Annotated in this window: 22 protein-coding genes; 9 read left to right on the plus strand and 13 right to left on the minus strand. The window is 70.7% G+C overall.

Annotation, left to right across the window (positions count from 1 at the left end; translation table 11 throughout):
• The first annotated feature begins 3 nt into the window (after positions 1-3).
• From AC3ANR_RS16890 to AC3ANR_RS16910, 5 genes are all read left to right on the plus strand, one after another.
• On the plus strand, positions 4-1,728 hold the full coding sequence (locus AC3ANR_RS16890; RefSeq protein ID WP_488289266.1) for an FAD-dependent monooxygenase: 1,725 nt from the start codon (positions 4-6) through the stop codon (positions 1,726-1,728).
• Entirely contained in the window at positions 1,725-1,940 is a 216-nt protein-coding gene (locus AC3ANR_RS16895) for a DUF2783 domain-containing protein (RefSeq protein WP_488289267.1), read from the plus strand. The genes AC3ANR_RS16890 and AC3ANR_RS16895 overlap by 4 nt, the downstream gene beginning before the upstream one ends.
• A 61-nt stretch (positions 1,941-2,001) precedes the next feature.
• Positions 2,002-4,869: a valine--tRNA ligase gene (locus AC3ANR_RS16900; RefSeq protein ID WP_488289268.1), complete on the plus strand. Its 2,868-nt coding sequence runs from the start codon at positions 2,002-2,004 to the stop codon at positions 4,867-4,869.
• A gap of 128 nt (positions 4,870-4,997) precedes the next feature.
• Positions 4,998-5,957 carry a Bug family tripartite tricarboxylate transporter substrate binding protein gene (locus AC3ANR_RS16905; RefSeq protein WP_488289269.1) on the plus strand — a complete coding sequence of 320 codons (960 nt, stop codon included), beginning with the start codon at positions 4,998-5,000 and terminating at the stop codon, positions 5,955-5,957.
• A 145-nt stretch (positions 5,958-6,102) separates the two neighbouring features.
• On the plus strand, positions 6,103-6,690 hold the full coding sequence (locus AC3ANR_RS16910) for a hypothetical protein (protein WP_488289270.1): 588 nt from the start codon (positions 6,103-6,105) through the stop codon (positions 6,688-6,690).
• A 19-nt stretch (positions 6,691-6,709) separates the two neighbouring features.
• On the opposite strand, the gene AC3ANR_RS16915 is transcribed toward AC3ANR_RS16910, so the two are convergent.
• From AC3ANR_RS16915 to AC3ANR_RS16950, 8 genes are all read right to left on the minus strand, one after another.
• Positions 6,710-7,426, minus strand: a complete 717-nt coding sequence (locus tag AC3ANR_RS16915) for an ABC transporter ATP-binding protein (RefSeq protein ID WP_488289271.1) — start codon at positions 7,424-7,426, stop codon at positions 6,710-6,712.
• Positions 7,427-7,428: 2 nt separating this feature from the next.
• Positions 7,429-8,199, minus strand: a complete 771-nt coding sequence (locus tag AC3ANR_RS16920; protein WP_488289272.1) for an ABC transporter ATP-binding protein — start codon at positions 8,197-8,199, stop codon at positions 7,429-7,431.
• A gap of 10 nt (positions 8,200-8,209) precedes the next feature.
• On the minus strand, positions 8,210-9,337 hold the full coding sequence (locus tag AC3ANR_RS16925) for a branched-chain amino acid ABC transporter permease (RefSeq protein ID WP_488289273.1): 1,128 nt from the start codon (positions 9,335-9,337) through the stop codon (positions 8,210-8,212).
• A 12-nt stretch (positions 9,338-9,349) separates the two neighbouring features.
• Positions 9,350-10,279 carry a branched-chain amino acid ABC transporter permease gene (locus AC3ANR_RS16930; protein ID WP_488289274.1) on the minus strand — a complete coding sequence of 310 codons (930 nt, stop codon included), beginning with the start codon at positions 10,277-10,279 and terminating at the stop codon, positions 9,350-9,352.
• A gap of 158 nt (positions 10,280-10,437) precedes the next feature.
• Positions 10,438-11,736 carry a replication-associated recombination protein A gene (locus AC3ANR_RS16935; protein ID WP_488289275.1) on the minus strand — a complete coding sequence of 433 codons (1,299 nt, stop codon included), beginning with the start codon at positions 11,734-11,736 and terminating at the stop codon, positions 10,438-10,440.
• 31 nt (positions 11,737-11,767) lie between these two features.
• A complete protein-coding gene (gene lolA, locus AC3ANR_RS16940; RefSeq protein ID WP_488289276.1) occupies positions 11,768-12,397 on the minus strand; it encodes an outer membrane lipoprotein periplasmic chaperone LolA in 630 nt (209 codons plus the stop codon).
• Positions 12,398-12,441: 44 nt separating this feature from the next.
• Positions 12,442-14,766, minus strand: a complete 2,325-nt coding sequence (locus AC3ANR_RS16945; RefSeq protein ID WP_488289277.1) for a DNA translocase FtsK — start codon at positions 14,764-14,766, stop codon at positions 12,442-12,444.
• A 91-nt stretch (positions 14,767-14,857) separates the two neighbouring features.
• Complete coding sequence (locus tag AC3ANR_RS16950) at positions 14,858-15,532, minus strand: Crp/Fnr family transcriptional regulator (protein WP_488289278.1); 675 nt, start codon at positions 15,530-15,532, stop codon at positions 14,858-14,860.
• A gap of 155 nt (positions 15,533-15,687) precedes the next feature.
• Between AC3ANR_RS16950 and trxB the strand changes: the two genes are divergently transcribed.
• Entirely contained in the window at positions 15,688-16,641 is a 954-nt protein-coding gene (trxB, locus tag AC3ANR_RS16955; RefSeq protein WP_488289279.1) for a thioredoxin-disulfide reductase, read from the plus strand.
• A 3-nt stretch (positions 16,642-16,644) separates the two neighbouring features.
• On the opposite strand, the gene AC3ANR_RS16960 is transcribed toward trxB, so the two are convergent.
• Genes AC3ANR_RS16960 through AC3ANR_RS16970 form a run of 3 tightly spaced genes read right to left on the minus strand, consistent with a single transcriptional unit; the run spans position 16,645 to position 18,985 of the window.
• Complete coding sequence (locus AC3ANR_RS16960) at positions 16,645-17,583, minus strand: threonine/serine dehydratase (protein WP_488289280.1); 939 nt, start codon at positions 17,581-17,583, stop codon at positions 16,645-16,647.
• Entirely contained in the window at positions 17,580-18,518 is a 939-nt protein-coding gene (gene ispH, locus AC3ANR_RS16965) for a 4-hydroxy-3-methylbut-2-enyl diphosphate reductase (RefSeq protein ID WP_488289281.1), read from the minus strand. The genes AC3ANR_RS16960 and ispH overlap by 4 nt, the downstream gene beginning before the upstream one ends.
• Complete coding sequence (locus AC3ANR_RS16970) at positions 18,518-18,985, minus strand: FKBP-type peptidyl-prolyl cis-trans isomerase (protein ID WP_488289282.1); 468 nt, start codon at positions 18,983-18,985, stop codon at positions 18,518-18,520. Before AC3ANR_RS16970 ends, ispH begins: the two co-directional genes overlap by 1 nt.
• 83 nt (positions 18,986-19,068) lie before the next feature.
• On the opposite strand from AC3ANR_RS16970, the gene radC reads away from it, so the two are divergent.
• Together radC and AC3ANR_RS16980 are read left to right on the plus strand one after the other, a co-directional pair.
• A complete protein-coding gene (gene radC, locus AC3ANR_RS16975) occupies positions 19,069-19,746 on the plus strand; it encodes a RadC family protein (protein ID WP_488289283.1) in 678 nt (225 codons plus the stop codon).
• An 85-nt stretch (positions 19,747-19,831) separates the two neighbouring features.
• Positions 19,832-20,479, plus strand: coding sequence for a Smr/MutS family protein (locus tag AC3ANR_RS16980; RefSeq protein ID WP_488289284.1), 648 nt, complete (start codon positions 19,832-19,834; stop codon positions 20,477-20,479).
• Here AC3ANR_RS16980 and AC3ANR_RS16985 read toward each other — a convergent pair.
• Entirely contained in the window at positions 20,476-20,874 is a 399-nt protein-coding gene (locus AC3ANR_RS16985; RefSeq protein ID WP_488289285.1) for a group II truncated hemoglobin, read from the minus strand. The genes AC3ANR_RS16980 and AC3ANR_RS16985 overlap by 4 nt on opposite strands.
• A gap of 60 nt (positions 20,875-20,934) precedes the next feature.
• Here AC3ANR_RS16985 and AC3ANR_RS16990 point away from each other — a divergent pair, with 60 nt between their 5' ends.
• Entirely contained in the window at positions 20,935-21,267 is a 333-nt protein-coding gene (locus tag AC3ANR_RS16990) for a hypothetical protein (protein WP_488289286.1), read from the plus strand.
• A 672-nt stretch (positions 21,268-21,939) separates the two neighbouring features.
• Here the strand turns inward: AC3ANR_RS16990 and AC3ANR_RS16995 are convergent.
• On the minus strand, positions 21,940-24,459 hold the full coding sequence (locus tag AC3ANR_RS16995; protein ID WP_488289287.1) for an ABC transporter permease: 2,520 nt from the start codon (positions 24,457-24,459) through the stop codon (positions 21,940-21,942).
• Between the last annotated feature and the right edge of the window lie 36 nt (positions 24,460-24,495).

A 24,495-nucleotide genomic window follows, 5' to 3' on the forward strand; every position in this document is an offset into this window, starting at 1 on the left:
GACATGGACGAGTCGCGCACCGGCTACGCCGACACCGCGTTCACCAACGGCTACCAATTCACCCAGGGACGCGGGTACGAGCTGCCCGTCTACCCGTTCACCGAGCCCGCCGAGCTGCGTGAGGGCAGGACGGGCCACCACCCGGTGGTGATCGTCGGGGCCGGCCTGGCCGGCCTCACGCTCGCCTGCGCGCTGGCACGCTTGCGCGTGCCGGCCATCGTGCTCGACGAGGACAACACGGTGGGCGTCAAGGGCGCGTCCTCGCGCGGCATCTGCTACACGCAGAAGTCGCTGGAGATCTTCCAGCGGCTGGGCATCTACGAGCGCATCGCGCGCAAGGGCATCCAGTGGAGCGTGGGCCGCACCTTCGCCGGCGAGGACGAGGTGTACTCGTTCGACCTGCGCCAGCAAAGCGGCTACAACCTGTCGAGCCAGCCGCCCTTCATCAACATCCAGCAGTTCTACATCGAGGGCTTCCTGGTCGAGCGGATCCAGGAGCTGGGCGGCGTCGAGCTGCGCTGGAGCAACCGCGTCACCGCCTTCGCGCAGGACGGCCAGCGCGCCACGCTGACCGTGAGCACGCCCGCGGGCGAGTACCGCCTGACCGCCGACCACGTCATCGACGCCAGCGGCTCGCGCTCGCCGTTCCGCCAGTGGGTGGGCGCCAGCGTCACGGCCAGGAAGGGCGACGACCGCTGGTGCATCGCCGACGTGCGCTTTTCCAAGCACCCGCCGGTGGAGCGCCACACCTGGATCGAGGCGCCCTTCAACGAGAACCGCGCCGTGTGGCAGCACCTGATGGGCGACGACGTCTGGCGCATCGACTACCAGATGGCGCCCAACAGCGATCCCGAGCAGGTCAGCCGCGAGGACGTGGTGCGCGCGCGGCTCGCCCGCCAGTTCGGCAACGACTGCGAGGTCGAGATCGTCTGGGTGGGGCCCTACGCCTACCGCAGCGAATGCGTCGACGCGATGCGCCACGGCCGCCTGTTCTTCATGGGCGACGCGGCCAAGGTGGTCAGCCCCTTCGGCGCGCGCGGCGGCAACACCGGCATCGCGGACGCGGACAACCTGGCCTGGAAGCTGGCTGCCGTCCTGCAGGGCCGCGCGCCGGCCAGCCTGCTGGACAGCTACCACGAGGAACGCCACGAGGCCGCGCAGCAGAACGTGCTGGTGACCAACCGCACGGCGCGCTTCCTGCGCCCGGCCGACGGCGCCGAGCGCCTGTTCCGCACGGCGGCGCTCGGCCTGGCGCGGCAGCACCCGTTCGCCCGCCAGTTCGTCAACACCGGGCGCATGGCGGTGGCCAACCCGTACACCCGCTCGAGCGTGTGCGACGCCACCGGCGGGCAGTCGGTGCAGAACGTCTCGTTCCAGTGGCCGGACGGCTCCGCCGGACAGGTCAACGACCTGCTGCTGTGGGCCGACGGCCGGCTGCTGCTCTTGGTGTTCGGCGACCCCGGCCGCACCGGCCTGGCGCGCCTGCGGGCGCTGGCGCAGCACGCGCCGGTGCGCTGCGTGCAGGTGCTGGGCCCGGCCGACCGGCCCGGCGCGATCGAGCACGTGCGCGACCCGCAGGGCCACCTGCAGGGCGCCTGCCACGTGTTCGGCCACGCCTGGGCGCTGGTGCGCCCGGACGCGTACGTGGCCGCCACGGGCGAGGCCATCGATGCCGGCGTGGTGGACGCGGTCGCCCGCGCGCTGGGAACCCACGGAGCCGACGCATGAAGACCACGCTCAACCTCCAGGACGCCGACGGCTTCTACGAGCAGCTGCTCGACGCCCACGCCGGCCTCAGCCGCGAGCAGTCCGAGCTCCTCAATGCGCGCCTCGTGCTGCTGCTGGCCAACCAGGTCGGCGACGCCAAGGTGCTGCGCGAGTGCGTCGCCGCGGCCGCCCAGATGCCGCCCGCCAAGGCCGCCGCCGGGGCGCCTGCATAGAATCGGGCGATCCTTGTCCAGGGCGGCACCCTCGGGTGCCGCTTTCGTTTCCAGCCCCGCCATGAGCGACACCCCTGCCCAACCCGGCCTGAACAGCCTGTCGAAATCCTTCGAACCCGCCGCCATCGAGGCCCGGTGGGGCCCGGCGTGGGAGCAGCGCGGCTACGGCCGCGCCGGCCACCGCGGCACGGGCCAGCCCCAGGACGGCGAACCGTCCTTCGCCATCCAGCTGCCGCCGCCCAACGTCACCGGCACGCTGCACATGGGGCACGCGTTCAACCAGACGATCATGGACAGCCTGACCCGCTACCACCGGATGCGGGGCTTCAACACGCTGTGGGTGCCCGGCACCGACCATGCGGGCATCGCCACCCAGATCGTGGTGGAGCGCCAGCTGCAGGAGCAGGGGCAGAGCCGGCACGACCTGGGCCGCAAGAACTTCGTCGCCCGCGTCTGGGAGTGGAAGGAGAAGTCGGGCAACACCATCACCATGCAGATGCGCCGCATGGGCGACAGCGTGGACTGGTCGCACGAGTACTTCACCATGGACGAGGGCCTGTCGGCCATCGTCACCGAGACCTTCGTGCGGCTGTACGAGCAGGGCTTGATCTACCGCGGCAAGCGCCTGGTCAACTGGGACCCGGAGCTCAAGACCGCGGTGAGCGACCTGGAAGTGGAGAGCGAGGAGGAGGACGGCTTCCTCTGGCACATCCGCTACGAGCTGTCCGACGGCTCCGGCCACCTGACCGTGGCCACCACCCGCCCCGAGACCATGCTGGGCGACGTGGCGGTGATGGTGCATCCCGAGGACGAGCGCTACCAGCGCCTGGTCGGCAAGACCGTGCGCCTGCCGCTGTGCAACCGCGAGATCCCGGTCATCGCCGACGAGTACGTCGACCGCGCCTTCGGCACCGGCGTGGTGAAGGTCACGCCGGCGCACGACGCCAACGACTACGCCGTGGGCCAGCGCCACCAGCTGCCCATCATCGGCGTGCTGACGCTGGACGCGAAGATCAACGACAACGCGCCGGCCGCCTACCGCGGCATGGACCGCTTCGAGGCGCGCAGGAAGGTGGTCGCCGACCTGGAGGCGCTCGGCCTGCTGGAGGAGACGAAGAAGCACAAGCTGATGGTGCCGCGCTGCGCGCGCACCGGCCAGGTGGTCGAGCCGATGCTGACCGACCAGTGGTTCGTGGCCATGACCAAGGTGAGCGAGCAGGACCCCACGGGCAAGTCGATCGCGCAGAAGGCCATCGACGCCGTGCAGTCCGGCCAGGTGCGCTTCGTGCCGGAGAACTGGGTCAACACCTACAACCAGTGGATGAACAACATCCAGGACTGGTGCATCTCGCGCCAGCTCTGGTGGGGCCACCAGATCCCGGCCTGGTACGACGAGCAGGGCGAGGTGTACGTCGCCCGCACGGAGCAGGAAGCGCAGGCCAAGGCGCCGGGCAAGACGCTGCGCCGCGACGAGGACGTGCTGGACACCTGGTACTCCTCGGCGCTGGTGCCCTTCTCCACCCTCGGCTGGCCCGACAGGACCAGGGACCTGGAGCTGTACCTGCCCTCGACGGTGCTGGTCACCGGCTACGACATCATCTTCTTCTGGGTCGCCCGGATGATCATGATGACGACCCACTTCACCGGCCAGGTGCCGTTCCGCGACGTCTACATCCACGGCCTGGTGCGCGACTCGCACGGCAAGAAGATGAGCAAGTCCGAGGGCAACGTGCTCGACCCGGTGGACCTGATCGACGGCATCGCGCTGGCGCCGCTGCTGGACAAGCGCACCACCGGCCTGCGCAAGCCGGAGACGGCGCCGCAGGTGCGCCGCAACACCGAGAAGGAGTTTCCCGAAGGCATCCCGGCCTACGGGGCCGACGCGCTGCGCTTCACGTTCGCCTCGCTGGCGTCGCTGGGCCGCAGCATCAACTTCGACGCCAAGCGCTGCGAGGGCTACCGCAACTTCTGCAACAAGCTCTGGAACGCGTCGCTGTTCGTGCTGATGAACTGCGAGGGCCGCGACTGCGGCCTGAAGGAGCACACCAAGGACGAGTGCCGGCCCGGTGGCCCCGCGCACGGCTACCTGCGCTTCTCGCAGGCCGACCGCTGGATCAGCTCCCTGCTGCAGAAGGCCGAGGCGGCCGTGGCCCAGGGCTTCGCCGACTACCGCCTGGACAACGTGGCCAACGCGGTCTACGACTTCGTCTGGAACGAGTACTGCGACTGGTACCTGGAGATCGCCAAGGTGCAGCTGCGCAGCGGCGACGACGCGCAGCAGCGCGCCACCCGCCGCACCCTGATCCGCACGCTGGAGGCCATCCTGCGCCTGGCGCATCCGGTGATCCCGTTCATCACCGAGGAACTGTGGCAGAAGGTGGCCCCCGTCGCGGGCATCGCGGGCGAGTCGGTCAGCATCGCGCGCTATCCCGAGGCACAACCCGCCAAGATCGACCCCGAGGCGATCGCCTGGGTCGACCGGCTCAAGACGATCGTCGACACGTGCCGGCAGCTGCGCGGCGAGATGAACGTCTCGCCTTCGACCCGCCTGCCGCTGTACGCCGTCGGCGACGCCACGTTCCTGCGCGACGCCGCGCCGGTGCTGCAGGCGCTGGCCAAGCTGTCGGAGGTCAAGGTGTTCGACGACGAGGCGGCCTGGGCCGCCGCCGCCCAAGCCGCGCCGGTGGCGGTGGCCGGCGATGCGCGCCTGTGCCTGTTCATGGAGATCGACGTCGCCGCCGAGAAGGCGCGGTTGTCGAAGGAGGCCGCCCGGCTGGAAGGCGAGGTCGCCAAGGCCAACGGCAAGCTGGCCAACGAGGCATTCGTCGCCAAGGCGCCGCCGGCGGTGATCGAGCAGGAACGCAAGCGCATCGCCGAGTTCGGCGCGACGCTGGCGCGCGTGCGCGAGCAACTCGCCCGCCTGGGCTGAGAGGCTCTTTTCGTCATCCCGGCGCAGGCCGGGATCCAGGCTGCCGCGCGCTGGCGCGGCTCCTTGGCTCGGTGGCTTCCAGGGCGGGCTGCGGGAGGTTGGGTCCACCCTGCCGCACAATCCCACCCATGAAGCGCCGCCACATCCTCCTCGCCAGCGCCGCCGCCGCGGCCCTGCCCGCCTTCGCCCAGAACCGCCCGATCCGCCTGGTCGTTCCCTACGCGCCCGGCGGGCCGATCGACGTCACCGCGCGCCTGCTCGCCGAGCGCGTGAAGGACAGCCTGGGCACGGTCATCATCGACAACAAGCCCGGCGGCGGCGGCAACATCGGCGCCGACGTAGTCGCCAAGGCCGCCCCGGACGGCCTGACCATCGGCATCTCGGCCGTCGCCACGCACGCGATCAACCCCTGGCTGTTCTCGAAGATGCCGTACGACGCGGCCAGGGACTTCGCCGCCATCACGCAGATGGTGCGCGTGCCCAACGTGCTGGTGATGAACGCCGAGACGGCCAGCCGGCTGAAGATCGCCTCCGTGGCCGACCTGGTCCGCTACGCCAGGGCCAACCCGGCCAAGCTCAATTACGGCAGTGGCGGCAACGGCAGCGCGGGCCACCTGGCGGGCGAGATGTTCAAGCGCGACGCCGGCATCTTCGCGGTGCACATCCCCTACAACGGCGGCAATCCCGCGCAGCTGGCCCTGCTGTCGGGACAGGTCGACTTCAACTTCGACAACCTGGCCACCGCGGCGCCGAACATCCGCTCGGGCAAGCTCAAGGCGCTGGGCGTCACGACGCTGCAGCGCTCGCCCTACCTGCCCGACGTGCCGCCGGTCGCGGACACGCTCAAGGGCTTCGCCATCGACACCTGGTGGGGCCTGGTGGCGCCGGCCGGCACGCCGCGCGACGCCATCCAGAAGATGAACCACGCCTTCGTGGCCGCGCTGCAGTCGCCCGAGGTGAAGACCCGCTTCGCCACGCTGATGGCGGAACCGGTTGCGACCACGCCGGAGGAGTTCGCCGCGTTCATGAAGGCCGAACTGGCCAAGTACGAGAAGGTCGTGAAGGCCTCGGGCGCCAAGGTCGACTGACGGCCGGCGCCCGGCCGGAGACGGGCGGCTCGGCCATTCCCCGGCGTCCTACCGCAGCTGTGCGAATTCTCTGACACTGGCTCAGCCATACGGGGCCTACAGTGGCTCGACGGGAACAGGGCAAACAGCAGAGAGGCGGCCAACCATGAACGCACGTCTTCGCATCGCATCGCTGGCGGCGGCCGGCATCCTGGCGGCCAGCGCGGCCGCCGCGCAGGGGGCCGACGTCGATGCCACCGGCTTCGACTGGCGCCCGCCCGCCGCCCGCCTCGGCCTTGATCCCACGAAGGTCCAGTACACGATCGGCTGCGGCGCATCGCTCCTGCCTTGCCGCGACCCCGCCGCCGCCCTCGCGGCCAGCCAGCTGCCCGGCAGCCTGCGCTGGAGCATGGAAGTCGGCGTGCTGAACCTGGGTGCGACCGGCCGCGCGCTGTCGCCCGGCCGCCAGGGCCTGAACGTGAGCCTGGTCGGCCGGCAGCCGCTGTTCGGCAGCCGCTTCTCGATGTACGGCAAGCTCGGGACCACCTACGGCTTTGCCGACCCGGCGCTGGCGGCCACGCCGGTGGCGAGCAGCGACACCGGCTACGGCCTGTCGTTCGGCGCCGGCCTGAGCATGGACTTCTCGTCGCGGCTGTCGGCCTCGTTCGGGTTCGACAACCACGACCTGCGCCTGGGAGGCGGCCCGCGCGACCCGGTGCGGGCCACGAGCCTGGGACTGCAGTACCGCTACTGACCGCGCGGCCCGGGCGGGCTCACTCGCCCAGGTAGGCGGCGCGCACCTTGGGGTCGCTGAGCATCTGGCGCGCGTCGCCGCTCATGGTGATGGCGCCCGACTCCATGACGTAGGCACGGTCGGCGATCTGCAGCGCGCGGCTGGCGTTCTGCTCCACCAGCAGCACGGTGACGCCCTGGCCGTGCACCTCCTTCACCACCTCGAAGATCTTGTCGACCATGATGGGCGCCAGGCCCATCGAGGGTTCGTCCAGCAGCAGCAGCCGGGGCCGGCTCATGAGCGCCCGGCCCATGGCCAGCATCTGCTGCTCGCCGCCCGACATCGTGCCGGCCAGCTGGGTGCGGCGCTCCTTCAGGCGCGGGAAGATGGCGAACACCTTGTCCAGGTCGGCGGCGATCTCCGCCTTGTCGTTGCGGATGTGGGCGCCCATCTGCAGGTTCTCGGTGATCGTCATGCGGGTGAACACGCCGCGGCCCTCGGGCACCATGGCCAGGCCGTCCTTCACCAGGTCCCAGGCACCGCGGCCGCGCACGCTGCGCCCCAGGTACTGGATGTCGCCGTCCACCAGCGGCAGCAGGCCGGTGAGGGCCTTCATGGTGGTGGTCTTGCCGGCGCCGTTGGAGCCGATCAGCGACACCAGCTCGCCCTCGCGCACCTCGAAATCCACGCCCTTGACGGCCTGGATGCCGCCGTAGGCGACCTTCAGCCCGCGCACCTGGAGCAAAGCGTCCGCCATCGTCAATGCCCCCCCGTGCCGAGGTAGGCCTCGATCACTTTTTCGTTCTTCTGCACGTCGGCCGGCGTGCCCTCGGCGATCTGCTTGCCGTAGTCGAGCACGGTGACGCGGTCGCACAGGCCCATCACCAGCTTCACGTCGTGCTCGATCAGCAGGATGGTGCGGTTGTCGCGGCGGATGCGGTCGATCAGCTCGCGCAGCTGCACCTTCTCGGTGGCGTTCATGCCGGCCGCCGGCTCGTCCAGGGCGATCAGCTGGGGGTCGGTGGCCAGGGCGCGCGCGATCTCCAGCCGGCGCTGGTCGCCGTAGGACAGCGTGCGCGCCTTGTAGTCGGCGTAGCGGCCGATGCCCACGTACTCGAGCAGCTCCTGCGCGCGCCTGGCGATCTCGGCCTCCTCGCGCACGAACTTGCGGGTGCGCAAGATCGCGCCCAGCAGGCCCGATTCCGTGCGGATGTGGCGGCCCACCATCACGTTCTCCAGCGCGGTCATGTCGGCGAACAGGCGGATGTTCTGGAACGTGCGCGCGATGCCGGCCTTGGCGACCTCGTGCACCGCGCTGGGCACGTAGGGCTTGCCGGCCAGCTCGAAGGTGCCGCTGTCGGGCGAGTACAGGCCGGTGATGACGTTGAAGAAGGTCGTCTTGCCGGCGCCGTTGGGGCCGATCAGGCCGTAGATCTGGCCGCGGCCGATGGTGATGCCGACGTCCGACAGCGCCTGCAGGCCGCCGAACCGCTTGGAGATGCCCGCCACGCGCAGCACGGTGTCCGTCATCGGGCGTCCCTCACTTCGCGCTGGCCGGCAGCGACTTGCCGTGCTCGGGCGTGGGCCAGAGCCCGCGCGGGCGCAGCAGCATGATGATGATCATCGCCAGCGCGATCAGCAGCTGGCGCAGGATGGAGGCGTCGAGCCGCCCGTCGGTCATGCGCTGCAGGTCGAACACGCCGGACACCCAGCGCAGCACCTCCGGCATCGCCGACAGCAGCACCGCCCCGAGGATGACGCCGGGCAGGTGGCCCAGGCCGCCGAGCACGACCATCGCCACGATCATCACCGACTCCATCAGGCTGAACGACTCGGGCGAGACGAAGCCCTGGAAGGCCGCGAACATCGTGCCGGACACGCCGCCGAAGGTGGCGCCCATGCCGAAGGCCAGCAGCTTCATGTTGCGGGTGTTGATGCCCATCGCCTTGGCGGCGATCTCGTCCTCGCGGATGGCCATCCAAGCGCGGCCGATGCGCGAGATTTCCAGCCGGTGGCAGATGACGACGGACACGAGCACCAGCACCAGGAACAGGTAGTAGTAGTTGGTGACCGCCGAGATCGTGAAGCCGAACACCTCGTGCGGCCGCCCGAGGTCGATGCCGTTGAAGCCCGCCGCCTTCCAGGAGAACAGCGTCACCGAATCGATCTGGCTCAGCCCCTTGGGGCCGTTGGTGATGTTGATCGGGTGGTCCAGGTTGTTCATGAACACCCGGATGATCTCGCCGAAGCCGAGCGTGACGATGGCCAGGTAGTCGCCGCGCAGCTTCAGCGTGGGCGCGCCCAGCAGGATGCCGAAGATGCCGGCCACCGCCGCGCCCAGCGGGATGATCCACCAGATGGTCACGTGCAGGCCGGTGGGGAACATCTGGGCGAACCAGGCGAACTGCTCCGACAGGTGGGGCGAGGCCGCCAGCCCGTACAGGTAGGCGCCGATGGCGAAGAAGGCGACGAAGCCCAGGTCCAGCAGGCCGGCGTAGCCGACCACGATGTTCAGGCCCAGGGCGAGCAGCACGTACAGCAGCGCGAAGTCGGCGATGCGGACCCAGAAGTTGCCCGCCGACTGCAGGATGAGCGGCAGGATCAGCAGCCCGATGGCGCTGAACACCAGGATCAGGATGCGGTCGCGGCGGTCGTTGCCGGTGGTCATGGCGTGTCCTCCTCAGGCCCGGTCCGCCACGCGCTCGCCCAGCAGGCCCGAGGGCCGCAGCGTCAGCATGATGATCAGCACGATGAAGGCGAAGATGTCGGCATAGTGGCTGCCCAGCACGCCGCCGGTGGCCACCCCGATGTAGCCGGAGCCGATGGCTTCGATCAGCCCGAGCAGGATGCCGCCGACCACCGCGCCGGCCAGGTTGCCGATGCCGCCGAACACCGCGGCGGTGAACGCCTTGAGCCCCGGCAGGAACCCCATGGTGTGCTGCACGCTGCCGTAGTTGGAGGCGTACATCACGCCGGCGATGGTGGCCAGCACCGCGCCGATCACGAAGGTGGCCGAGATCACCGTGTCGGGCCGCACGCCCATCAGCGCGGCGACGCGCGGGTTCTCGGCGGTGGCGCGCATGGCGCGCCCGAGCCGGGTGTAGTTCACCAGGTACATCAGCACCGCGAGCGAGACGGCCGTCACCACCAGCGCCATGATCTGGGTGGGCGTGATGACCGCGCCGGCCACCTGCAGCGGCGCGGCGGGCAGCAGCGTCGGGTACGGCTTGTAGTTCGGCTTGAAGACGATCATCGCCAGCGTCTGCAGCAGGATCGACATGCCGATCGCCGTGATCAGCGGCGCGAGCTTGGGACTGTTGCGCAGCGGCCGGTAGGCCACCTTCTCGATGACGAAGTTCAGGGCGGCCGCGACGACGCAGGCGATCAGGGTGGCCACCAGCAGCATCACCCAGCCGGGCAGGCCGGGCATGGACTCCTGCATCTTCACGATGATTGCCCAGCTGGTGAGGGCGCCGACCATCAGCACCTCGCCATGCGCGAAGTTGATCAGGTTGATGATGCCGTACACCATCGTGTAGCCAAGTGCGACCAGCGCATACATGCTGCCCAGCACGAGACCGTTGATGATCTGCTGCAGCAGGATTTCCATGTCCAGGGTTCTCCGTTGTCTCGCCTGCACGCCATCTAGCAAAAAACCCGCCATGCACGCAGGACGGGTTTCGTTGGCGGCCGGATTGTAGCCATGCGACCCCGGCAGTCTGGGCTCGGACGGGCCCGCCGCGCCCCCGGACAAACGCGGATGCCGCGCTAGGAATCTTCGGCGTTGCGCTGGCGCAGCTCGCGCAGCTTCTCGCCGATGCGCAGTTCCAGCCCGCGGTCGACCGGGCGGTAGAACTCGGGCGCCTGCATGCCGTCGGGGAAATACGTCTCGCCGGCCGCGAAGCCGCCCTCCTCGTCATGGGCATAGCGGTAGCCCTTGCCGTAGTCGAGGTCCTTCATCAGCTTGGTCGGCGCGTTGCGCAGGTGCAGCGGCACGGGCCGGGTGCCGTCCTGCCGCACGAACGCCTTGGCTTCGTTGAACGCCTTGTAGACCGCGTTGGACTTGGGCGCCATGGCCAGGTAGACCACGCACTGGGCCAGCGCCAGCTCGCCTTCCGGCGAACCGAGCCGTTCATAGACTTCGGCCGCATCCAGCGCCAGCCGCAGCGCGCGCGGGTCGGCCAGGCCGATGTCCTCGCTGGCCATGCGCACCAGGCGCCGCGCCATGTAGCGCGGGTCCGCCCCACCGTCGAGCATGCGCACGAACCAGTACAGCGACGCATCCGGGTCGGAGCCGCGCACCGACTTGTGCAGCGCGCTGATCGTGTCGTAGAACTGCTCGCCGCCCTTGTCGTAGCGGCGCATGCGCTCGCCCAGCACCCGCAGCAGCCAGGCGTCGGTGACCTCGCCGAGCTGTTCCTTGCCGGCGGCGACCGCCAGCGTCTCCAGGGTGTTGAGCAGCCGCCGGGCGTCGCCGTCGGCGTAGGCGATCAGGCGGTCGCGGGCGGCTTCCTCCAGCGGCGGCACCGCGCCGATCGCCTGCGCCTTGCCGACGATGCGCGCCAGGTCGTCCTCCGACAGCGGCTGCAGCACGTAGACCGCGGCGCGCGACAGCAGCGCCGAGTTGACCTCGAACGACGGGTTCTCGGTGGTGGCGCCGATGAAGGTGAACAGGCCCGACTCGACGTGCGGCAGGAAGGCGTCCTGCTGGCTCTTGTTGAACCGGTGCACCTCGTCGACGAAGACGATGGTGCGCCGCTGCTCCAGGCCGTCGCGCACCTTCTGGGCCAGGTCCACCGCGTCGCGGATGTCCTTCACGCCCCCCAGCACCGCGCTGATGCTGATGAACTGCGCATCGAACGCGTCCGCCATCAGGCGGGCGATGGTGGTCTTGCCCGTTCCCGGCGGTCCCCAGAGGATGCAGCTGTGCGGCTGGCCGGACTCGAAGGCGATGCGCAGCGGCATGCCCTCGCCCAGCAGGTGCTGCTGGCCGACCACCTCGCCCAGCGAATGCGGGCGCAGGCGCTCGGCCAGCGGTGCTTGGGGAGCGGCGGTGGTTTTCGGCACGGCCCGCAGTGTAGGCCCGGCGCCGGCGGCCTTACTGCCGCACGACGTCGGCGCCCTGCGGCGCCTTGAATTCGAAGGCGCCGGCGGGCAGCGGCGTGTTCAGCTGCAGGCGGTCGAACTTGATCACCGACAGCTGGCCGAAGCTGTCCAGGATCTCCAGCACCGCGAGCTCGTTGCCGCGGAAGCCCACCTTGACGCTGTTCAACTGGCCCTCGCGCGTCTTCGGCGTGGCCTGCACCCATTGCAGGCCGTCGCGGTCGGGCGCGGCCTCGAGGTTGAAGTCCTTGCGCAGGCTGGCCGTGTCCGGCGCGGCGGCGATGATGGCGGCGGGCGTCGAGCCGAGCACCTGGCCCTGCTTGCGGGCGGTGACCTGGTTCAGGTCCACGTCGTGCAGCCACAGCGTCTGGCCGTCGGCCACGATGGTCTGCACGAACGGCTTGCGGTAGTCGAAGCGGAAGCGGTTGGGGCGCGCGAACTCGAAGGTGCCGGTGGAAGTGCGCGTGCGCGCCGGCTGGCCCTCGCGGGCGGGGGCGGTGACCACCTGGGTGAATTCGGCCCGGCCGCTCCTGGCGGTCTTGACGAAGGTTTCCAGCGCGTCCAGCCCGTTCGCCTGGGCGGCGAAGGCAAGGAAGGCGGCGGTGGCGGCAAGGAATTGCTTCATGCGCTGTTGGGTCCTGCTGGCTCAGCGAAGTTCGCAACCAGCCGTTACTCGGCCCGGCTCGGGACCAGGATCTCGCGCTGGCCCTGGCCGTTCATGGCGCTGACCAGTCCGGCCTTCTCCATGTCCTCCACCAGGCGGGCGGCGCGGTTGTAGCCGATCTTCAGGTGGCGCTGCACGAGCGAGATGCTGGCCTTGCGGTTCTTCAGCACCACCTCCACGGCCTGGTCGTACATCGGGTCCTTCTCGCCGCCGCCCTCGCCCAGCAGGTCGCCGCCCGCGCCGTCGTCGTCCACCGTGCCGCCCTCCAGGACGCCCTCGATGTAGTTCGGCTCGCCGCCCTGCTCCTTCAGGTAGCCGACGACGCGGTGCACCTCCTCGTCGCTGACGAAGGCGCCGTGCACGCGGATCGGCAGGCCGGTGCCGCTGGCCATGTAGAGCTGGTCGCCCATGCCCAGCAGCGCCTCGGCGCCCATCTGGTCCAGGATGGTCCGGCTGTCGATCTTGCTGGAGACCTGGAAGGCGATGCGGGTGGGGATGTTGGCCTTGATCAGGCCGGTGATCACGTCCACGCTGGGGCGCTGCGTGGCCAGGATCAGGTGGATGCCGGCGGCGCGCGCCTTCTGCGCCAGGCGGGCGATCAGCTCCTCGATCTTCTTGCCCACCACCATCATCAGGTCGGCCAGCTCGTCGATCACCACCACGATGTGCGGCAGGCGCTCGAGCGGCTCGGGGCTGTCGGGCGTGAGGCTGAAGGGGTTGTAGATGAACTGTTCCTTCGCCTTGGCCTCGTCGATCTTGGCGTTGTAGCCGGCCAGGTTGCGCACGCCCAGCTTGCTCATCAGCTTGTAGCGCCGCTCCATCTCGGCCACGCACCAGTTCAGGCCGTGCGCGGCCTGCCGCATGTCGGTGACCACCGGCGCCAGCAGGTGCGGGATGCCCTCGTAGACCGACATCTCCAGCATCTTGGGATCGATCATCAGCAGGCGCACGTCGCGCGCCTCGGCCTTGTAGAGCAGCGACAGGATCATCGCGTTGATGCCCACCGACTTGCCCGAGCCGGTGGTGCCGGCCACCAGCACGTGCGGCATCTTGGCCAGGTCGGCCACCACCGGGTTGCCGACGATGTCCTTGCCCAGGCCCAGCGTGAGCAGCGAACGGGCCTCGTTGTAGACCTGCGAGCCCAGGATCTCGGACAGCCGGATCGACTGCCGCTTGGCGTTGGGCAGCTCCAGCGCCATGTAGTTCTTGCCCGGGATGGTCTCGATGACGCGGATCGACACCAGCGACAGCGAGCGCGCCAGATCCTTGGCCAGGTTGACGATCTGAGAGCCCTTCACGCCGGTGGCCGGCTCGATCTCGTAGCGCGTGATCACCGGGCCGGGCTGGGCCAGCACGACGCGCACCTCGACGCCGAAGTCCTTGAGCTTCTTCTCGATCAGGCGCGAGGTCATCTCCAGCGTGTCCGCCGACACGGTTTCCTGGCGCGCCTGCGCGCCATCGAGCAGGTCGACCTGCGGCAGCTTGCTGTCGGGCAGCTCGTTGAACAGGGGCTTCTGCCGCTCCTTGGCGACGCGCTCGCTCTTGGGCACCGGCGCGATCACGGGCTCGATCAGCACCGGCGTCGGGTGGTGCTCCTCGATCTCGACCCGCTCGACCTGCACCGTCTCCTCGCGCTCGCGCGCGGCCTGCTGGCCGAAGGCGAGGTCCTGCGCGATCTCGCGCTTCTCGCGCCGCTGCTGCACCAGCGCCTCGATGCGCGCGCCGATGCGTTCGGCCACGTGGCCCCAGGAGAAGCGGAACACCAGCCCCGCGGCGAGCACGACCAGCGCCACCGCCACCAGCCCGGAGCCGGTGAACCCCAGCCAGCTGACGGCCGCCGGGCCGATCAGGAAGCCCAGCGCGCCGCCGGCGTGGTCCGGCAGCCGCGATTCGAAGCGGTACAGGCGCGACCACTCCAGCGCCGTGCTCGCGCACAACAGCACCGCCAGGGCGATCCAGAATGCAAGCCGGCTGCGGTTCCAGCCGCCCGCGGGCGCCTCGGCGCCGCGCATCCAGCGCGCCAGCGTGGCCAGCCAGGCGCGCACGCCGGCGGCGAAGCACCACCAGGCCGAGAACCCGAGCAGGAAGTAGCTGCCGTCGGCCAGCCAGGCGCCGAGCTTGCCGCCCCAGTTGCGCACGGGCAGGCCGGCGCCGGAGGTGGAGAAGGCGGGATCCGTGGCCGAGTAGCTGGCCATCGCCAGCAGCCAGAACAGCAGGGCCGCCGCGCCGGCGATCAGCGCCAGTTCCTGCGCGAAGCGGATCGCGGCCGGACGGGACGCGGCGTCCGCCGCCGGGCCCGTCTGGTTGAGGGTGTTCAGCGAATAGGTCATCCGCCGCGAAGGATACCTGCCGCCTCAGCAGCGGGTGGAGCCGCCGGCCGGGGCTGTCGGCTTTTTGTCACGGCCGCGGCGCGGCCGTGGATCACCCCAGCGTGGACAGGCGGTCCTTGACCAGCATCGAGCCGTCCTCGCGGGTCTCGATGAAGCCGCGGTCCTCCAGGTCCTTCATGACCCGGCTGACCATCTCGCGCGAGGCGCCCACCATCTTGGCGATGTCCTGGCGCGAGATGCGCTCACGGATGAGCGTGTGGCCGTCGCGGTCCGGGACGGCGAATTCGAGCAGCGCGCGCGCGACGCGGCCGTAGACGTCCATCAGCGCGAGCGACTCGATCTTGCGGTCGGCATTGCGCAGCCGCTGCACCAGCCCCTTCATGATGGCGTAGGCCATCGAGCTGTTCTCCGGCAGGCAGCGGGCGAACTCGGCGCGCCCGAGCGCCAGCATGTCGGTCTGCACCTCGGCGCGCACGGTGGCCGAATGCGGCTCGTTGTCGATCAGGCTCATCTCGCCGATGTAGTCGCCGGGGTTGAGCGTCGCCAGGATGACTTCGCGGCCGCGCTTGTCGGAGGTGACGACGCGAACGCGGCCGGTGAGGATGATGAAGAGGGTGTTGGACTTCTCGCCCTGCTCGACGACCACCTCGCCGCGCTTGAAGCGGCGCTTGACCACGGCATCGGCGACGGCTTCGGCCTGGTTGGCTGTCAGCAACGCGAAGAGCGGCACCCGGCGAATCAGCTCCAGGTTGGACAGCATCGACATCCACATCCCTCCTGCAAGGTCGCCGACCGATGGGTCCATACAATCGGCGGCATAGAAATCGTCAAGGATCAGCGCGCTCGAAGGCGCTTGATACTTGCCTCCGTCGCCACGAAATGTACTCGACCTGTGGCGGATTCGACACAGGTTTTCGCACTATGACCACCTCCCGCCACGCCAAAGTCCTGATCCTCGGTTCCGGCCCCGCCGGCTACACCGCCGCCGTCTATGCGGCCCGCGCCAACCTCAAGCCGGTGCTGGTCACCGGCATCGCCCAGGGCGGCCAGCTCATGACCACCACCGAGGTGGACAACTGGCCCGCCGACGTCCACGGCGTGCAGGGTCCCGAGCTGATGCAACGCTTCCTGGAGCACGCCGAGCGCTTCAAGACCGAGATCGTGTTCGACCACATCAACGAGGTCGACTTCAGCAAGCGCCCGTTCACCCTCAAGGGCGACAGCGGCAGCTACACGTGCGACGCGCTGATCGTCGCCACCGGCGCCTCGGCCAAGTACCTGGGACTGCCGTCCGAGGAGCGCTTCATGGGCAAGGGCGTCAGCGCCTGCGCCACCTGCGACGGCTTCTTCTACCGCGAGCAGGTCACCTGCGTGGTCGGCGGCGGCAACACCGCCGTCGAGGAGGCGCTGTACCTGTCCAACATCGCGAGCAAGGTGTACCTGATCCACCGGCGCGACAAGTTCCGCGCCGAGCCCATCCTGGTGGACAAGGTGATGGAGAAGGTCGCGGCCGGCAAGATCGAGCTGAAGCTGTTCAAGCAGGTCGACGAGGTCCTGGGCGACGACACCGGCGTGACCGGCGTGCGGCTGAAGGACACGCAGACCGGCGCGACCGAGGAGCTCAAGACCCAGGGCTTCTTCGTCGCCATCGGCCACCACCCCAACACCGACATCTTCAAGGGCCAGCTGGAGATGAAGGACGGCTACATCCTCACCAGGACGGGGCTGAACGGCTTCGCCACCATGACCAGCGTGCCGGGCGTGTTCGCCGCCGGCGACGTGCAGGACCACGTGTACCGCCAGGCCATCACCAGCGCCGGCACCGGCTGCATGGCGGCGCTGGACGCCCAGCGCTTCCTCGAGCAGGAAGAGTGACGCTCAGGCCGCGAGCGTGGCCGGGTCCACGTTCGCGCCGCAGAGGATGAGGCACACCACCTCGTCGCGCGCGGGCACGTAGGCGCCCGACTGCAACGCGGCCAGCCCCAGCGCCGCGGCGGGCTCGACGGCCAGCTTCATCTGCTTCCAGAGCCAGAGTTGCGCGTCGCGGATCGCCGCATCGGGCAGCAGCAGCGCCTGCGGCACCCAGCGCTGCGTCACCTCCCAGGCGATCGCGCCGATGCGCCTGGCGCCCAGCGAATCGGCGGCCACGCCGCCCACGTCCACGTCCACCGGTTCGCCCGCCGCGCGGGCACGGAACAGCGTGGGCGCGAGCTCGGGCTCCAGCGCGACCACGCGGCTGCGGTCCTCGAACCAGGCCGCCACCCCCGCCACCAGGCCGCCGCCGCCCACGCTCACCAGCACGCTGTCCGGCAGGCCGCCGTCCTGCTCGATCTCGCGCGCGAGCGTGCCCGCGCCGCTGACCACCTCGGGCTGGTCGTAGGCATGCGTGAGCAGCGCGCCGGTCTCGCGCTGGCGCGCCAGGCAGGCCTGGAGCGCCTCGGCGTAGACGGCGCCCGTGACGACCACCTGCGCGCCCAGTTCGCGCAGCCGAACCTGCTTGGCCGGGCTGCACACGGTGGGCACGAACACTTCGCAGGGCACGCCGAGCGCCTGCGCCGCCGCCGCGGTGGCGATGCCGGCGTTGCCGCCCGAGGCGACGATCACGCCGGCGGCGGGAATCGGTTTGGCCAGCAGGCGATGCAGCATGCCGCGGGCCTTGAAGCTGCCGGCGGCCTGAAGCTGTTCGAGCTTGAGCCACACCTCGCGGCAGGGCAGTCCCAGCGCCGCGCCGGGCAGCTTCCACAGCGGCGTGCGGCGCAGGAAAGCCGGCCGGGTGGCCAGCCGTTCGGCGGCCGCCTCGATGGCCGCGCGGTTCACGCCTTCAGGCCCTTGGGCAGCGGGAACTTCATGGTCTCGACCACGCCGTCCATGCGGCGCACCGACACGCCGCCGAGCGCCTTGATGCGGTCGATGACCTGCGCGACCAGCACCTCCGGCGCCGACGCCCCGGCGGTCAGGCCGACCCGGCTCTTGCCGGCCAGCCACTCGGCGCGCAGTTCATGGGCGCCGTCGACCATGTGGCTCTCCACGCCCAGCTTGCGCGCCAGTTCGGCGAGCCGGTTGCTGTTGCTGCTGGTGGGGCTGCCGACCACGATGACGACATCGACTTCGCGCGACATGACCTTCACCGCGTCCTGGCGGTTCTGGGTGGCGTAGCAGATGTCCTGCTGCTTGGGCTCGCGGATCGAGGGAAAGCGGCGGCGCACGGCGGCCGTGATCGCGGCCGCGTCGTCCACCGACAGCGTGGTCTGGGTCACCACCGCCAGCTTGTCGGTCTGGCCCGGATGCACGCGGTCGACGTCGGCGACGTCCTCGACCAGGTGGATTCCGCTGTCGAGCTGGCCCATCGTGCCCTCGACCTCGGGATGGCCCTTGTGGCCGATCATGATGAATTCATAGCCCTCGCGCGCGAGCTTGGCGACCTCCACGTGCACCTTGGTCACCAGCGGACAGGTGGCGTCGAACACGTTGAAGCCGCGCTGGCGCGCCTCGTCCTGCACCGCCTTGCTCACGCCGTGGGCGGAGAACACCAGCGTGGCGCCGGGCGGCACCTCGGCCAGGTCCTCGATGAACACCGCGCCCTTGGCCTTCAGGTCGTTGACGACGTAGGTGTTGTGCACGATCTCGTGGCGCACGTAGATCGGCGCGCCGAACTTGGCCAGCGCGCGCTCGACGATCTCGATGGCGCGATCGACGCCGGCACAAAAGCCGCGCGGCTCGGCCAGGATGATTTCCTTGCTCCCGGCCTGCATCACAGCACCCCGATCAGCTGCACCTCGAACGTGACCGGCTGGCCCGCGAGCGGATGGTTGAAGTCGAACAGCACCGCGTCCTCGCTGCCCTCGCGGCCGACCTGCTGCACGGCGCCCGCGTAGCTGCCCAGCCCGTCGGGCGTGGGGAACTGCACGACGTCGCCGACGTGGTATTGCTCGTGCGGATCGCCCATCTGGCGCAGCAGCTTGCGCGCGACCCACTGCAGCATCTGCGGGTTGCGCTCGCCGAACGCCTCGCCGGCCGGGATCTCGAAGGTGGCACGCGTGCCCTCCTCCAGCCCGAGCAGGCGTTGCTCGACCGCCGGCGACAGCTCGCCGCTGCCCAGCGTGAGCGTGGCGGGCTTGTCCTGGAAGGTGTTGATGATGTCCCCGCCGGGGCCGGCAAGGCGGTAGTGCAAGGTGAGGAAGGAGCCCGGTTGGACCCGTGGCGTCGGGGAGGAACCCATGGCAGTCTCGGTGAACACCGGATTCTAGGTGGACCGCCGCTCCCCCCGCTCACCGCCCCGCCCAAGCCCCCACCACGCCACCGATGGCCCTGCAGGACCTGCCGCCCGATGCCCGCCCGCGCGAGAAGCTGCTCGCCCGCGGCGCCGGCGCGCTGTCGGACACCGAACTGCTCGCCCTGCTGCTGCGCACCGGCCCGCCCGGCCAGGGCGTGTTCGCCCTGGCCAGCGACCTCGTCGCCAGCTACGGCGGACTGGCCGGCCTGCTGCAGGCGCAACCCGAGGACCTGCGGCGGGTCAGGGGCCTGGGCGGCACGGCCAAGCGCGCCGAACTGGTCGCGGTGCTGGAGCTCGCGCGCCGCGCCATGGCCCAGCAGTTGCGCTCGCGCGAGGTGTTCACCTCCCCCGACACCGTCAAGCACTTCCTGCAGTTGCACCTCGCGCGCCAGCCGCACGAGGTGTTCGCGGTCATGTTCCTGGACGCCCAGAACCGGCTGGTGGAGATGGAGGTGATGTTCCGCGGCACGCTCACACAGACCTGCGTCTACCCGCGCGAGGTGGTGGTGCGCGCGCTGCACCACGAAGCGGCCGCGGTGGTGCTCGCGCACAACCATCCCAGCGGCACGCTGCAGCCGTCGCGGGCCGACGAGGCCCTCACGCACACCCTCAAGGCCGCGCTGGCGCTGGTCGACGTGCGCGTGCTCGACCACGTCATCGTGGCGCCCGGCGGGGCGGTCTCCATGGCCGAGCTCGGACTGCTGTAGCACGACCGCACTGCCGCTGGGGAGGTCGGCCATCGTGTCTAATGGCCAGGTCCCTTCCACCACGCTGCCCCGGCGTGGGCGTGCCGTGAAAGCCAAATCCCTCCAGGACCTGCAGCAGATCCAGCGCGAGCTGGCCGGGCAGCGCCGCCGCGCCGCCGAGGCCGAGGCCGCGCGGCTGGAGGCGCAGCGCAAGCTCGACGCCGAGCGCAACCTGTTCGTGCGCGCGGCCGGCGACGTGCAGCCGCTGCGCCACGCGCCGCGCGTGCTGCTGGCCGTCGACCCGCCGCCGCCGATCCCGGTGCAGCACCAGCTGGACGAGCAGCGCGTGCTGCTGGAGGCGATCAGCGACGAGTTCGACGCCAGCACGCTGCTGGACGTGGACGATGCGCTGAGCTTCCGGCGCCCCGGGGTCGGCCTGGACGTCACCCGCAAGCTGCGCAAGGGCCACTGGAGCATCCAGCGCGAGCTCGACCTGCACGGGCTGCGCCGCGACGATGCGCGCGAGGCCCTGGCCGATTTCATCCGCGAGTCGCACCGCCACGGCGTGCGCTGCGTGCGCGTCGTGCACGGCAAGGGCCTGGGCTCGCCGGGCAAGACGCCGGTGCTCAAGGGGCGCGTTCAGAGCTGGCTGGTGCAGAAGAAGGAAGTGCTGGCCTTCGTGCAGGCACGCGGCGACGAGGGCGGCGCCGGCGCCCTGGTGGTGCTGCTCAAGCCGCTGGGGCCCGGCGCCTAGACGTGCGTGTTGCGCATCCAGTCGGCGGTCTGGAAGAACGACTGCTTCAGCCGCTCGCGCAGCACGGGATCGACGCCCACCTCGCCCATGGCCTGGTCCATGCAGGCGAGCCACTGGTCGCGCTCCTGGATGCCGATGGCGAACGGCAGGTGCCGCATGCGCAGGCGCGGATGGCCGAAGCGGTCGGTGTAGTGCGCCGGGCCGCCCAGCCAGCCACAGAGGAACCAGAACAGCTTCTGGCGCGCGTCGGCCAGCGTGCTGCCGTGCGCCGCGCGCAGCGCGGCATAGCCCGGCTCCAGGTCCATCAGGTCGTAGAAGCGGTCGACCAGTTCCCGCACCTTGGCCTCGCCCCCGATCCAGTCGAACGGGGTCTCGAACGGCGGCTTGTCCTGCATGCCCCGATTGTCGCAGCCCATCGCTTGCAAACCCGGCCGACGGCCCCCAGCTACCGGGACATGAACACCCCGCTGACCACCCAACGCAACCTGGTCACGCTGGTGCAGGTGCTCCGCAAGCTGGAGCGCAGCAGCGTGCCCGTGGACCCCGAGCAATACCGCTCGCTCGTCGCCCGCATCGCCGACGACCTGCGCGACCATCCGGGCGACGCCGGCCTGGAAGCGCTGCTGGCCGCCGCGCCGGAACTGGCCGAGATCTACGAGAACCTGCACTACGACCAGGCCGGCCTGTGCCGCTCGCCGCTGGACGCCGCCGTGCACGCCGAACAGGCAGCGCGCGAGGCGATCTCGGCGGCGATGGGCAAGCCGGCCAGGCCGGCGGCGCGGCACTGACGGGATCGCGCTGCACTTCGAGGCGAAGCGTGGCCGTGCGCCGTGCGCCGTGCGCAGGCATGGTTGCCGGCTGAAGCTGCGCCTTGATCAACCTGCGTGCGCGGCGGCAGGGGGCTGCCGGCGGGGGCTCATGCTGCTCCACCCGCTCGCTGCCGCTTCGCCGGGCTTTCACAAAAATCACCCCCGCCGGCAGCCCCCTGCCGCCGAACGGGCCGCGGTGGCTCGATCGCCACAGGCAGTAGTGCCTCGATCGGCAGTGGTGGCTCGATCGGCATGAGCGGCGCTGGCTCGATCGCCGTGGGCAGCTGTCGTTCGTCCCGCTTGGCGCCGGTTCCTTGATCGGCCCCGGCCGGTCATCAGCACGCTGCCAGGCCGAGGCGCCGTTCCTGCCCGATGAAGCCCAAGGTACCCACGCGGCAGGCGGTGCCTGGCAGGGCCGATTTGGCTTTTGCCGGCAGGGCATCGGAGCGAGCGTCGGCGAAGCGGAGACAAAAGGGGATGAGGCCCTGCCGGGCGCCGCCTGCCGCGCACCCCCGATGCCAGGGTGCCGCCAATCCAGGGACTCCAGCATGGCGCACGCCGACCTCATCGCACTCGAGCGCCCCGTCACCCTGTTCGCCCTGAAGCTGCTGCGCGCCCTGACGGTCGCCCCCGGTCAGGGCACGAACGACCTCATTCCGCCGCCCGCCGCAGCGTCTCCACCACCGGCCGCTGCAGCACCTCCCGCAGTCCCCACCAGCCCGCGGCCAGTGCGAGGGCGGCGCCGGCGAACGCGCCGACCAGGGGCACCAGCGGCGAGGCGGTCCACGCGAAGTCGAACACGTAGCGCGCGAGCCCCCAGCCGACGATCGAGGCGACCACGCTGGCCAGGAAGCCGGCCAGCAGGCCGACGCCCGCCAGCTCGGCGCGCTGCACCTGCCGCAGCAGCGAGCCGCGCGCGCCCACGGCCCGCATGATCGCGAACTCGCGCGCGCGTTCCTCGCGCGTGGCGGTGACCGCCGCGAACAGCACGACCACCCCCGCGGCGAGCGTGAAGCCGAAGAGGAATTCCACCGCCCGGATCACCTTGTCGAGCACCGACTGCACCTGGTCCAGCGTGCTGGTCATGTCGACGTTGGTGATGTTCGGGAATTGCCGCACCAGCGCACTGTCGAAGCCCGGCCGCTGCGGTGCGCGGAACGCGCTCATGAACGTCTCGGGCACCTCGGGCATGCGGCTGACCGGAAACATCACGAAGAAGTTGGCGCGCATCGACCCCCAGTCGACCTTGCGCAGCGAGGTGATCCTGGCGTCGACCTGCAGGCCGCCGATGTCGAAGCGCAGCGAGTCCCCCATCCGCAGCCCCAGCGTGCTGGCGATGCCTTCCTCCACGCTCACCCCGCCCGCCTCCTCCGGCGTCCAGCGGCCGGCCACCACCTCGTTGTGCGTGGGCTGCGCGGCGCTGTGCGACAGGTTGAACTCGCGGTCGACCAGCCGCTTGGCGCGGTCCTCCTCGTAGTCGTCGGGGCCGACGGTGCGGCCGTTCACCGCCACCAGGCGGCCGCGGATCATCGGGTACCAGTCGAAGCGCTGCACCCCGCCGCGCCGCAGCGCCTGCTGGAACGCCTCGCCCTGCTCGGGCATCACGTTGATCACGAACCGGTTGGGCGCATCGGGCGGCGTCGCGCGGCGCCAGCTGGCCACCAGGTCGGTGCGCAGCAGCACCAGCAGGGCCAGGGCCAGCAACCCCACCGCCAGCGAACTCACCTGCACGACCGTGTAGACCGGGCGCGCGGAGACCTGGCGGGTGGCCAGCACCAGCCAGCGCGGCGCGGTCGCCTCGTTCACCGCCAGGCGCAGCAGCTTCACCGCCATCCAGCTGAGGCCGGCGAAGAGCAGCACCGCGCCCGCGAAGCCGCCCACCGCGATGGCGCCCAGCTTCAGGTCGCTGCTGGCGGCCAGCAGCAGCGCGGCGAAGCCCGCCACGCCGATGCCCAGCACGGCCAGCGAGGCCGGCTTGAGGTTGCCCACGTCGCGCCGGATCACGCGCAGCGGCGGCACCTGCGCCAGCTGCAGCACCGGCGGCAGGCCGAAGCCGAACAGCAGCGTGAACCCCATGCCCAGGCCCAGGGCCACGGGCCAGGCGCTGGGCGCCGGCAGCGCCGTCTCCACCAGGCCCGAGAGCAACAGCACGAAGACGAAGTGCACCGCGTAGCCGACCAGCACCCCGAGCACGCTCGCCACCAGCCCCACGAGGCCGAATTCGACCGTGTAGCCCCAGGCGATCGTGCGCTGCGGCAGCCCGAGCACGCGCAGCATCGCGCAGTCGTCCAGGTGCGCGGCCGCGAAGCCGCGCGCGGCGAGCGCCACCGCCACGGCGCTGAGCAGCGCCGACAGCAGCGCGACGAGGTTGAGGAATTTCTCGGCCCGGTCGAGCGTCTGCCGCATCTCGGGCCGGCCGCCCTCGAGCGACTCGATGCGCACGCCGCGCACGTCGCGCCTGGCCGCCTCGGCCACGGCCCAGTCGCTGAACGCCTTGACGCGCGCATCGTCGCCCGCGACGGCGAAGCGGTAGGTGAGGCGGCTGGCCGGTTGCACCAGGCGCGTGGCGGGCAGCTCGGACGCCGCGATCAGCACGCGCGGCGCGAAGGTGGAGAACCCCGTGCCGCGGTCCGGCTCGAGCAGGATCACGCGCGCGATCCGCAGCCGCGCGTCGCCCAGCAGCAGCGGATCGCCGGGCGCGAGCCCCAGCGCTTCCAGCAGTGCGCGGTCGACCCAGGCTTCGCCGGCGGCGGGGACGTCGCGCGTGGTCGCTCCGGGCGCGTCGGGCCGCCCGGCCACGGTGAGGCTGCCGCGCAGCGGGTAGCCCGCCTCGACGGCCTTCAGGGCCACCAGGCGCGAGGCGCCGCCCTGCCCCTCCGCCGCGCGGGCCATGGTGGGGAACACGATGCTGGTCGAGGCCTGCAGGCCCTGCTCGCGCGCGCGCTGCACGAACGCGGCGGGCGTGGGGTTGTCGCTGACCACCACGGCGTCGCCGCCAAGCAGCTGGCGCGCGTCGCGCGCGAGGCCGCCCTTGAGCCGGTCGGCGAAGAAGCCGACGGCGGTGAGCGCCGCGACGGCGAGCGTGACGGCCACCAGCAGCAAGCGCAGCTCGCCCGCCCGCAGGTCGCGCCGCAGCGTGCGCCAACCCAGGCGCCACGGGGAGGTGTTCATCGGCCCGACCTTAGCAAAGACGCCTTGGCCGGGCGC

The organism is Ramlibacter sp. JJN2-2R (assembly GCF_057747835.1).